The 10,548-nt window shown below is 39.6% G+C and carries 11 protein-coding genes and 1 pseudogene; 8 read left to right on the top strand and 4 right to left on the bottom strand.

Annotated features, from left to right (window positions below; genetic code table 11):
• The first annotated feature begins 451 nt into the window (after positions 1 to 451).
• From GNF10_RS39370 to GNF10_RS31570, 3 genes are all read left to right on the top strand, one after another.
• Complete coding sequence (locus GNF10_RS39370; protein WP_311774247.1) at positions 452 to 898, top strand: D-alanyl-D-alanine carboxypeptidase family protein; 447 nt, start codon at positions 452 to 454, stop codon at positions 896 to 898.
• 73 nt (positions 899 to 971) lie between these two features.
• Complete coding sequence (locus GNF10_RS38095) at positions 972 to 1,238, top strand: hypothetical protein (RefSeq protein ID WP_185593480.1); 267 nt, start codon at positions 972 to 974, stop codon at positions 1,236 to 1,238.
• A gap of 6 nt (positions 1,239 to 1,244) precedes the next feature.
• Positions 1,245 to 1,775: a hypothetical protein gene (locus GNF10_RS31570; RefSeq protein ID WP_221644688.1), complete on the top strand. Its 531-nt coding sequence runs from the start codon at positions 1,245 to 1,247 to the stop codon at positions 1,773 to 1,775.
• Between the two features lie 544 nt (positions 1,776 to 2,319).
• Here the strand turns inward: GNF10_RS31570 and GNF10_RS31575 are convergent.
• Positions 2,320 to 2,682 carry a hypothetical protein gene (locus tag GNF10_RS31575; RefSeq protein WP_185584689.1) on the bottom strand — a complete coding sequence of 121 codons (363 nt, stop codon included), beginning with the start codon at positions 2,680 to 2,682 and terminating at the stop codon, positions 2,320 to 2,322.
• 252 nt (positions 2,683 to 2,934) lie between these two features.
• Between GNF10_RS31575 and GNF10_RS31580 the strand changes: the two genes are divergently transcribed.
• Positions 2,935 to 3,990 carry a DMT family transporter gene (locus GNF10_RS31580; protein WP_185584688.1) on the top strand — a complete coding sequence of 352 codons (1,056 nt, stop codon included), beginning with the start codon at positions 2,935 to 2,937 and terminating at the stop codon, positions 3,988 to 3,990.
• Positions 3,991 to 4,217: 227 nt separating this feature from the next.
• Complete coding sequence (locus tag GNF10_RS31585; protein WP_185584687.1) at positions 4,218 to 4,904, top strand: DUF2996 domain-containing protein; 687 nt, start codon at positions 4,218 to 4,220, stop codon at positions 4,902 to 4,904.
• A gap of 60 nt (positions 4,905 to 4,964) precedes the next feature.
• Here the strand turns inward: GNF10_RS31585 and GNF10_RS31590 are convergent, their stop codons facing one another.
• Positions 4,965 to 5,459 (bottom strand): TM2 domain-containing protein, encoded by a 495-nt coding sequence (locus tag GNF10_RS31590; protein ID WP_185584686.1) that lies wholly within the window; start codon positions 5,457 to 5,459, stop codon positions 4,965 to 4,967.
• Between the two features lie 367 nt (positions 5,460 to 5,826).
• Here GNF10_RS31590 and acsF point away from each other — a divergent pair, with 367 nt between their 5' ends.
• Positions 5,827 to 6,903, top strand: a complete 1,077-nt coding sequence (acsF, locus tag GNF10_RS31595; protein ID WP_174709100.1) for a magnesium-protoporphyrin IX monomethyl ester (oxidative) cyclase — start codon at positions 5,827 to 5,829, stop codon at positions 6,901 to 6,903.
• Between the two features lie 271 nt (positions 6,904 to 7,174).
• Here acsF and GNF10_RS31600 read toward each other — a convergent pair whose 3' ends face one another.
• Entirely contained in the window at positions 7,175 to 8,386 is a 1,212-nt protein-coding gene (locus tag GNF10_RS31600; protein WP_185584685.1) for a type I restriction endonuclease, read from the bottom strand.
• A gap of 398 nt (positions 8,387 to 8,784) precedes the next feature.
• Complete coding sequence (locus GNF10_RS31605; RefSeq protein WP_185584684.1) at positions 8,785 to 9,657, bottom strand: MBL fold metallo-hydrolase; 873 nt, start codon at positions 9,655 to 9,657, stop codon at positions 8,785 to 8,787.
• Positions 9,658 to 9,887: 230 nt separating this feature from the next.
• Between GNF10_RS31605 and GNF10_RS31610 the strand changes: the two genes are divergently transcribed.
• Positions 9,888 to 10,154 carry a Precorrin-3B methylase gene (locus GNF10_RS31610; RefSeq protein ID WP_163935165.1) on the top strand — a complete coding sequence of 89 codons (267 nt, stop codon included), beginning with the start codon at positions 9,888 to 9,890 and terminating at the stop codon, positions 10,152 to 10,154.
• Positions 10,155 to 10,304: 150 nt separating this feature from the next.
• Positions 10,305 to 10,548 (top strand): annotated as a pseudogene (locus tag GNF10_RS31615) (alpha/beta hydrolase); the annotation flags it as partial.

The following is a 10,548-nucleotide window of genomic DNA, read 5'->3' on the forward strand; positions in this document are numbered from 1 at the left end:
CTTTGAATCAACCAAGTATTATTTAAAAATGAAACTCACTATCAAAAAGCCATAAGATATTACTAGATTTATTAGAAAAGCAAGTTTCACCAGTATAGTTATCGGCATTATTTTTGTCTTAGTAGCTAGTAATCAGATTACCCACCATCATGCTAGAACTTTCCAACCATTAAATGTATGCTCTGCAACTGTTTCATCACCTTGTATAGATACTTCTAAAGAGATAACACCCAAACCATTTATTCCCAACCCCGAATTAAATAATAAACAGCGTTTTTTATCTGCGGTTAACCAAAAATTACCGACAATCCCCCAGTCTGGTACTTATGAATATACTTTACTGCGAGCTTATGGCGCAGTTTTTGTAAATCAAGATATTGGAATTAAACTGCCGCCAAAAGATATTTTTGCTAATGAACAAGAAACCCAAGAGTTTCAAGCTACTTTAACAATGGGTCATGTTGATGGCACTAACGATTGTTATTTACAAAAGTCTGCGGCTGATGCTCTAAATAAAGCGCGAATTCAACAACATATACCGCTAAAATCTGGTTATGGTTCTGGTGATTGTACTCGCACTTTCAACACGAATTTAAGATTTTGGCAAAAATATGCTAATAATCAAGTTTTGGCAAAAGTTCAACAGGGCAAAGAAACAAAAATTCTCGGTTTAGTTGCACCTCCTGGAACCTCACAACATCTCTGGGGATTAGCAATTGATTTACGGGTAGGTAGTAAAGAACAAAGAAAAGCTCTTAATCAAAATGGCTGGTTTCAAACTGTAGAAAATGATGTTCCACATTGGACTTATGTAGGTTTAACTGAAGATAATTTACCTTTGTTTGGTTTTAATAAACAAGTTATTAGGGGTATTACTTATTGGATTACACCACTTTAATTGTTAGATAGTATGAAAACTTGGGAATACTAACCTACAAGATGTATTGTCAGGGTAAGGGATAGTATTTACAATGGGACAGGCTTGGAACAACGTACAGAAGCATAGGCAAGGAAAAGGGAAATTTTATGAGTTAATGAGTAAGGCCGATGATGTTATTGTTATTCACTACTCCTGTGAAAGTTTCTACGACAGACCTGATGGTTCATCACCGAGAATTACTTCTATTGCTGTTCGGAATCTAGAATCTGGTCAGACCACCTCTTTTTCAATTCATCAAGTAGCAGAAAGGAAAGGTTTTTCAGCAATTGCTTTGGAGCAACATTATGATCAACTCTAAAAACTTATGTTAGATGAATTTTATAATTATGTACGTCATCATGCCTCTCATATTTGGCTACACTGGAATATGAGGGATATAAACTACGGTTTTCCAGCAATAGCTCATCGCTACAAGGTTCTTCAAGGCGAACCTGAAGAAATTAGTGAGTCCAAATTAGTTGATTTATCTCGATTACTCATCGCAATTTACGGTATTAGTTACATACAACATCCTCGATTAAATAGCTTAGTTGAAAAAAACTCTATCACATATAGAGATTTCTTAGATGGAAAGGGAGAAGCTGATGCTTTTATTAATAAAGAATACGTGAGACTTCATCAATCAACTCTAAGAAAAGTTGATGTTCTCGCCAATATAGTTGAGCGTACTGCTAATGGCTCACTCAAGACAAATTCTAGCTCAAAAGATATTTATGGAAATTACTTTACAGCACTTATTGAACTCATCAAAGAAAATCCTGTTATAAGTGGAGTGCTAGGACTAATAAGTTTTGTAAGTGCTGTGATTGGAATAATTTCTGTATTTATCAAGTAGCTTTGATGCAACTATAAACCAGTTTTAAATAATTTAATTTTTTAATCGCTCGCTATTGGCCTGTTTCCTTCCCTTAAAAATCAATACGGTTCAGTTAAGAAAAATTGTAGGTTGGGTGAAGCAAAGCGCAACCCAACAAAGCTATGAAAATGTTGGGTTTCGTTCCTCAACCCAACCTACATAACTTGCGAGTAATTTGGAAATTGTGATCGCTTTATACCTATACCTGCTCCCGAAGCAAAAATAAAAGAGATTGTCATAGCTAGTAAAATTTAATAACATTAATACTGAAATAAGCTAACTCTTACCTTAAAGGAAGAATTAGAAAATGGCTAAAGGGCAAAAGTAAAAATAAATTCTCATCTTCTTACCTTTGCCTTTTAACCTGATTCTGCAATAACTCTAACGCCTTCTTGCAGAGGGATAAATCATACTTTTTCTAAGTTTTAGACGCAAAATGGTTTGTTGTCAGATATCGCAACCTAGATGTAATCAAATTGCTCCTCTGCTTTTAGCAAATATTAATTGGAAAGTAGATTTAGTATTACTTCACTTCGCTGGGTTCAAATTTTATTACTTTACCTTTCTTAATCGCTACAATCACATCGTAATGTGAACAGTAAGCGAATGTGACATTATTAGCTTTGTTATAAAGGTTAACTACATGACCTGCGCCACCTACCTGGATACCAATTGGTTCCAAGTCAGCAAAAAAGAAACGACGCAGTTGATCGCCACTACCAATCTGACCCTTACTTTTAGTAAGCAAATCTAGTTTCTGCGTTACAGACAATTCTTCGGCTGCTGATGCCTGTACTAAGGACGGATTGATCGCTTTTAATGGTACGTCCCAAACTGTGAAAAAACCAACCAAAGCAAAACTTGTAAGTAAGGGTGCGAGTTTCATTTGTGACTCTCTTTTCTGTTTTATCCTGAACATCCCAAGCATCTCAGGTGGGAGTGAGAACTTATTGAAACTAAGCCACTATTTTCATGAATTTATCCTTTGAGAAAATTTAGTTGATTCTCAGCACTTTCTCAGGCAATGATGGTAACTCAAAGTCACAGCATAATTTAAGTATTTTCTCAACAAAACCTCATTTTTAACTGTGTGACAGCAACTTATAATGAGCAATGCTTTTATTGCAGTCGTGTTATTGTGACTAGGCCCAAAAGACCACATCGCTTAATTCATAGAGTTTCAGGACAAACATATCTCTGGCTAGCAATGCTAATTTTTGCAGCATCTGGCGCAGTTACCCGAAGGCTAACAGAAATCGGTGCTGAACATTTTATCGGGGAACGTAATCCGATTTCTTTATGTAATGTTTTATTTGTGGGAAACCTTTGCGCCTTGATACTTCTGATCCTCATCTATGGGCGACAGTGGAACAAAGTTACTTTGAAGCAACTCTCAAGGACGGATTGGGTCAGTTTAACAGCAGTAGCTATTTTATCAGGAGCGTTAGCCCCTGGCTTAATTTTCCAGGCACTTTCAGTCACAGGGGTAAATAATGTCATCTTGGTAGGACGCTTGGAACCCCCTCTAACTCTAGCTTTATCAGTCTGGTTGTTGAGGGAACGGGTAAATATTTGGGAATTTATCGGAGCGATCGCAGCGTTTGTTGGTGTTATCCTAACTATCATCCTCCAGCCTCCAACAGAAGCCATGATGAATATGGGAGGTTTCAGTTTAGGCATAGGGGAACTTTTAGCAGCAGTAGGATCTATAGCTGCAACGGCTTCTACGATTATTGGTAAGAAATACCTTTCACAGATCCCTTTGGGAATCTATAGCATCTTTCGGACTGGACTAGGAACCATAATCTTTTTCTTCATTGCTTTAGTACTCTATGGCAAAGATCATTTTGCTGATGTCCTCTCACCGTTCTTATGGCAATGGATGTTTCTCTACGGTGGGTTAATTGTGGTGCTAGGCCAGTCTTTTTTGATTAAAGGCTTGAAAACTTCTACTGTCTCTACGGCTTCCTTAATTGGCTCATTTGGCCCAATTGTGGGCATCCTAGCAGCCTATTTAATTTTGGGTGAAGCCCCTACCTTACCTCAATATATCGGCGGTAGCGTGATTTTAGTAGGTATATTTTTGAGCCAAGTTGGTAATTGGCGTAAGACTTCTAGCATTGCATCTGGCAAAGTGAGTTCGATTCCGGCACAGCAACAGGTAGAAACTGATATGGGATTCAAGGGGATTTGAATGAGGCAGAAGGATTTTAGATTTTGGATTTTGGATTGAACAATCTAAAATCTAAAATTGAAGGGGTAGGGAACAGAAGGGAAGAAAGCTTATGCCCTATGCCTTTGCGTTATTTTTAACTGTACAGTTATTACTGCCTTGCTGCACTAGTATGTCAAAATAAAAATACCCGATACATCAAGGTGAGCGATCGCTCCCAAAGCTAGATTAAAGGATTGACCTGAGCAATGGCAGACCAAACCAATCACAATCAAGCGGGAGAAGTAGCTCCCAGCACTGTTGACAAGCAAGCTCCCAGTGTAGCTGAAGAACACGCTCCGAGTACAGACTCACCTGAAGCCACAGACCTTCCTACTGCTAACACGCCAGATCCTAAAGCTGCAAATCCAGAAACTAACCCAAATGCTGCTAAACCAACCGCTACACCCCCCAAGCGAGAAAAACCCGCAGCCGCAGCTAAAGCCGCAGTAGGCGAAAAACCAGCCGCCGCAACAGAAGAAAAACCCGGAGCTAAAGCCGCCAAAAAGGAAAAAGCCCCATCTGTTGAAGATAAGCCATTTGTAGAGTTTATCGAGCAAGACTACTTGCCAGCTTTACAAAAAGCGATCGCTCAACAAGGTGTGCAAGATTTACAGGTGTCTTTTGCCAAGCAGAAAGTGCCAATTACTGGCTTTGAATCTGCTGAAGAATGCTGGCAAATTATCGGTAGTTGGAAAGAAATTGGTTTGCGTCAGTTTAACCTGTATTTCCCCGAAGAAGATATTCAAGGGAAAAAGGGATTTTCCTGTAATGAAGGCAAAAAACCTAGCACTCTTGAGTCCTTCTTAATCGATGAGCGCAAAATTACCCTCGACTTGTTGGTATTTGGCTTAGTTCAGCGCTTGGACGGCCAAAAGTGGCTAGGTATAAATTAGTCATTGGTCATTAGTCATTAGTCATTGGTTTTTAACAAAGGACAAAGGACAAATGACAATTTAAAGTTCGTGGAAATGGTAGATAACGGCTCCAGTATTGGGGTCGTTATCTATTTTTACATAACCTGATTTGTACATCTCATTGAGAGTAGCTTCCACTTCCGCAAAGCTAGCTCCCGTGAACTTCACGCCTTGAGTGACAGTTAAAATACCACCCTTGTTTTCTGCCGCTTCAATTAGTTTAATCATCAGTTGGTTGCCTGTTGGAGGGTGGACTTGAGAGGCAACCACTGCTTGATTTAACGGCACACCAAAGGGAGATATACCTGCTTTTAGTCTGAGGTTGTGTTCGTATTCGTCAACCATGTTGGACATGAGAAACAAATCTACGAACTGCCCTATCCCAAAGACACCACCAGTCAACAGCCACAACAAACCAGTCCCGATTTTGCCATTGTAGAAACGGTGCAGTCCTCCTAATCCGAAAAAGAATGCTGCACACAAAATGTAAGAGACAAGCAGTCGGTCTTTATGCTGATTGTTTTCAAGATTCATCTTGTTTTCAACCCTTTGGATTTGCTCTTGTTGTCTAAAATGGGTTTTCTATGTTGTAGTAGCAACTACAGAAAAATTACTGAGATTATGGCGATTTAAAATACAAAAAATGCGTGCTACTGCACTTAATAAAAACCCTGCTAATCACCGAACTACGTTTATTTGACTACTAATCCGCGATTTTTGATTCCGTAAATATGGAATGATTGTTGCAACTCTTAATCTTTTACTTACAAATTTCTCACCCGCACCTTGGTAGACTAAACTTTATACAATTGGATTATTGTGGGCTGTTACGCCTTGCCAGAGCTTTAACCTTGGCTTTCTGGTCTACTTAAGATAATAAAGACGAAAGAGCAATCAAGACATGGTAGATTCCCTCAAAAAACCAGGCTTTGAAGAAATCCGGCCAGGGATTAAAGTCCCGGCAAAAGAAACCCTGTTAACACCTCGGTTTTATACTACCGATTTTGATGAAATGGCGCGGATGGATATCTCCGTCAATGAAGACGAGTTACAAGCCATTCTCGAAGAGTTCCGCACTGACTACAACCGCCATCACTTTGTTCGGGATGCGGAGTTTGACCAATCCTGGGATCATATTGACGGGGAAACTCGCAAGTTGTTCGTTGAGTTTCTAGAACGTTCTTGTACGGCAGAGTTTTCTGGCTTTTTGCTGTATAAAGAACTTGGCCGTCGCTTGAAAGGAAAAAACCCTGTCTTGGCAGAGTGTTTTAACCTGATGTCACGGGATGAAGCACGTCACGCTGGCTTTTTGAATAAAGCTTTGTCGGACTTTAATCTGTCCCTAGATTTAGGGTTTTTGACTAAGAGTCGCAGTTATACCTTCTTTAAACCGAAATTCATCTTCTACGCTACTTATCTTTCTGAGAAAATCGGTTATTGGCGCTACATCACTATTTATCGCCATTTAGAAGCACATCCCGAAGACCGGGTTTATCCAATCTTCCGGTTCTTTGAGAACTGGTGTCAGGATGAAAACCGTCACGGCGATTTCTTTGATGCGGTTATGAAATCTCAGCCGCAAATGTTGAATGATTGGAAAGCACGGCTGTGGAGTCGGTTCTTCCTGTTGTCGGTATTTGCGACAATGTATCTCAATGACATCCAACGCAAGGACTTTTATGCCACCTTGGGATTGGATGCAAGAGAATACGACATTCATGTAATTCAGAAGACGAACGAAAACGCCGGTCGCGTGTTCCCGTTAATGCTGGATGTAGAGAATCCTGAGTTTTATCAGCGATTGGATACTTGTATCAGCAATAACGAGAAGCTGGGTGCGATCGCTAATTCTAGCACTCCCAAATTCCTGCAATTCTTCCAAAAACTGCCACTTTACATCTCCAATGGCTGGCAGTTATTACGGCTGTACCTGATGAAACCCATTGATACTGTTTCTGCTCAAGGGGCAGTTCGTTAATTTATCACAGATTTGCGAAAGCTTTAGTGGTTCTGCTGATTGCAGAGCCACTTTTTTGTCTTAAATTTTATTAGGTCAGCCGATTAGTACTGCGATCGCTAATTTGCTGGCAGGCAAAAATCAAATCTCATGAAAAAATTAGTTTAATAATTTTGTCTTTTGAGTATGCTGTTATTCCCAATCTGCCTTTGTCTACAAATATTCAACACTCAGAATGGGAAACAGCAGAAAAATGGTTGGGTACGTGGAGTTTTGTATTAGATAGCTTGAGTTAAGCTGATTTTTCCATTCTGATTACATCCGGGATGAATGTTTGATGCTTGGCTGCTTCTGTTTCGTAACATCTGAGAATCAATGGTGTCAGCTTATCGAAATCACTAATGGAGGAAATGATTACTTTTGATGCAGCATCCCCCAGAGAAGCTGTTACTTCCTGCACTTCAAAGTTTGAAACTAGAGACTTTACTTCATCTACACTTAGCCGAGTAATCAAACTTTTTTTCTGCGAAGATAGATATAATCTCAGAAACCACCAAGTACTTTTGCCAAGATTGATTCCAAAGTATGAAGCTGTATCCTTATATTGGAGTTCAAAATTGTAACTCATTAAAGTTTTCGTAATTGCTTTAATTTTTTCAAAAGCTTCAATTTCTTCAGCCGTTGTTACTATTTTCGATTCTTGATATTCTTGTTGTTTTTCCTCTTCTTCAATCTCCTGTTCTACTTCAATTTCAACAGGCTGAGTTATTTCTTGGCTAAGTGAGCGAGTCATTAACTCTACTAAACTTCCCTGAATTGACTTTTTAACAATTGGTCTGAATTTATCAATAACTTTACCAGTAATTCGACCTTGAATTTCATAACTAGGAGCAACAGTACCGAGTTCAGCCACTAGAAAGCGAACAAATTCTTCAGAAGGAGAACGTAAAAGATTTCCTAGAAGCTGAGTCATGCCTTTTACATAAACCATTTCTTCAGCATGGTTGGTAATAGCTGCAACCTCAAAATTATCACGATGAAAAAATTTGAGGTTATCAATATCTTTGGAATCATATTCAAGGATGTTAAAAGTAAAAAATGGCTCCTTGTCCATGACATTTTTATCACGCAAGTCTGTAAAGAAACGGTACTCAATCCCATTAGTTACAATAGCTACTTTTGTTGTCAGAAGTGCATTAAAATATTTGCTCAGTTGCCCATCATGTGCCTCAGCTTTTTGACCACGGGCTTTTGCCTCTACGAGCATAACTTTAGTACCGTTAATAGCTAAGGCGTAATCTACTTTTTCAAACTGTCCTGCTCTTCTAGTAGCAAAGTCTGCTACGTATTCCGGCATGACTTCGCTAGGATCATAGACATCGTAGCCAAGAGCGCTCAAAAAAGGAACAATCAACGCCATCTTAGTAGCTTCTTCGCCAACAACTTGGTCAAATCGCTTACGCACTTGTTCAGACAGCTTGACAATATCTTCAGTAAATCCCATCTTAGTTAGTCCTGGTAGATTAGTGAGTATTGATACGTCTTTTTTGTAAGATAGGAGTGGTTATAAGGTGATATAGTACATCTGAATTAAAAGTGTTAGTGCGATCGCCTTCTTTATCACTCCTATAAAAGTATTCCCAAATAAGTACTACCCTGTAACACTCAAGACCTGTTTACAAGTGCTATTGCATCAGTAATGAATAACAATAAATCAGAAGAATTTTTGATAAAGCGTTAGTCTATAGCGTTTCCTAGTCCAGTGAGGTACAGTAACAATACTGAGTAAATCAGCCTTGGATATCTTTTAAAGACACTTTATTAAAAGCTGAAACTCATAGACGCATCTCAGCCGAACCTTGAAAACCCTATAATTCTGTTGAGATGCGTTGAGTTTTTGAGTTAATTGAAAGCTGTTGAACGCGAATTGTCTTCCTGCAATTGAAAATTATCTTGGTCAGCGAAGCTTTTAAACTCGATAGCATCATGGCTACAAAAGAGGCGCACTTCGCTACTGTGGTCGAGCGATAATGCACGCAACTTATCTTGATTAGAAAGTCGAGCGTTGCGGTCTACCTCCATAAACCATTGGTAGGCACGCAAACCAGGTGTGCAAACTCGTTTAGGAGAGCCGATTTCGTGTCGGTAAAAGTAAGCATCGCCTGCATGTAAGAGCCAGCCTTCGGATGTCTCAATAGCGACACCTGCATGACCCCGTGTGTGACCGACGAGCGGTATCAGGAGAATTTCGGGCGGTAGTCCTTCGAGATTACGTACTGCCTCAAAGCCAAACCAAGGTTCACCACCAGCCGAATAATACTTCCAATTTTTTACTTCATCCCACTGACCAGGGCGGTAACGTTGCGATGAGATAAAGCCCTGCCGTTCCCGTGCGGCTTCAATCTCACTGAGCATTACATGCACGGTTGCTTCAGGAAAATCTTCCAACCCGCCTGCATGATCAAAATCGAGGTGAGTAAGCACTATGTGGCGGACATCGCGCGGGTTTAAACCAAGCTGCTCAATAGCCGCAACCGCCGTGTATTTTTCTTCAAATTGGATACGATTTAAATTCATGAAAAAGGGGCTGAGTCTTGATAATGGCGCTTGAATATCGCGCTGACCGAAGCCTGTATCTATGAGAACGAGTCCCTGATTTGTCTCAATAAGCAGACAGTGACAGACCAGACAGGCTGTTAGCCCACGGCTAAAACCGTCGAAGAGTGCGCCACCAATTGGGCACATACAACCGCAATTAAGATGATGAATACGCATAAATGATTCTACCGAGCATTAATCTCTTTTAAAGATGAAAAAAGATGAAGAATCACCATACTTAGGAGTGAAGAAATTTATGTTTTCACAGAATTTGATTGCTGAGTTAGTTTTGCTGCCTGTGTCTAAAGTTTAATGAAATCGATTGGCGGGTTGGACTTGCTTGGGCTGTAATTGTGAGAATGAGTCTGACTCGCTACGATGGCATTAGAAATTTATCGCATCTGAGTATGGCAAAGCAGGACGCTCCACTCACAGGAGAAGAACTGATTAAGGAAGTCTGTCGGCGGATTCGGGTAGCCCGTAGCTATTGGGATGCTCACAATAACGCTGCTTGTCGGGGTGAACGCGATCGCGCATTAGCTCTTTACAATACACTGAGTAAAGAACAAAAAGAGCAGATTCCGCAAGTGTTGCGGGTGTGGTTGCGCTATCGCAGCGAGAAGTACTTTGGCGCACACCGAACACCACCCAAATCGGCACGGAAATCAAAATAATCTTTACTGGGTTTTTAGATAGGGGCAATACTCTGTGGGTACCTGTTGGAAAACTCGTAGAGTATTGTCCTATACCATATACTTTTACGTAAGTTTTATAAACAAATCATTGATGGTTGGGCTGAAGGAAAATAGAAATAAAAAGAACTAATGGAAAAAGAGCAAATTTTAAAATTGCTAATTGGTGATTTTACTTGGCAAAGACTGCTTAAATCTTTCATGCTTATTTATATATTTTTTGCTGTATATGTATATATTCGGGCAGATAGTATGATTTTTCTGTCTCGTCCTTCTAGTTATCAGGATAATTCAGAAGTTATTAAGTTAAAAAGTGGGGAGAATACAAATATTTCAGCTAGATATTTATTAAACAATCAAGCTAATTATACTATTT

The organism is Nostoc sp. UCD121, assembly GCF_014222285.1.
GTDB lineage: Bacteria > Cyanobacteriota > Cyanobacteriia > Cyanobacteriales > Nostocaceae > Nostoc.

Coding starts and splice junctions, on each gene's coding strand:
- GNF10_RS39370 (WP_311774247.1), top strand. CDS start 452: ATGGGTCATGTTGATGGCACTAACGATTGTTATTTACAAAAGTCTGCG.
- GNF10_RS38095 (WP_185593480.1), top strand. CDS start 972: ATGGGACAGGCTTGGAACAACGTACAGAAGCATAGGCAAGGAAAAGGG.
- GNF10_RS31570 (WP_221644688.1), top strand. CDS start 1,245: ATGTTAGATGAATTTTATAATTATGTACGTCATCATGCCTCTCATATT.
- GNF10_RS31575 (WP_185584689.1), bottom strand. CDS start 2,682: ATGAAACTCGCACCCTTACTTACAAGTTTTGCTTTGGTTGGTTTTTTC.
- GNF10_RS31585 (WP_185584687.1), top strand. CDS start 4,218: ATGGCAGACCAAACCAATCACAATCAAGCGGGAGAAGTAGCTCCCAGC.
- GNF10_RS31590 (WP_185584686.1), bottom strand. CDS start 5,459: ATGAATCTTGAAAACAATCAGCATAAAGACCGACTGCTTGTCTCTTAC.
- acsF (WP_174709100.1), top strand. CDS start 5,827: ATGGTAGATTCCCTCAAAAAACCAGGCTTTGAAGAAATCCGGCCAGGG.
- GNF10_RS31600 (WP_185584685.1), bottom strand. CDS start 8,386: ATGGGATTTACTGAAGATATTGTCAAGCTGTCTGAACAAGTGCGTAAG.
- GNF10_RS31605 (WP_185584684.1), bottom strand. CDS start 9,657: ATGCGTATTCATCATCTTAATTGCGGTTGTATGTGCCCAATTGGTGGC.
- GNF10_RS31610 (WP_163935165.1), top strand. CDS start 9,888: ATGGCAAAGCAGGACGCTCCACTCACAGGAGAAGAACTGATTAAGGAA.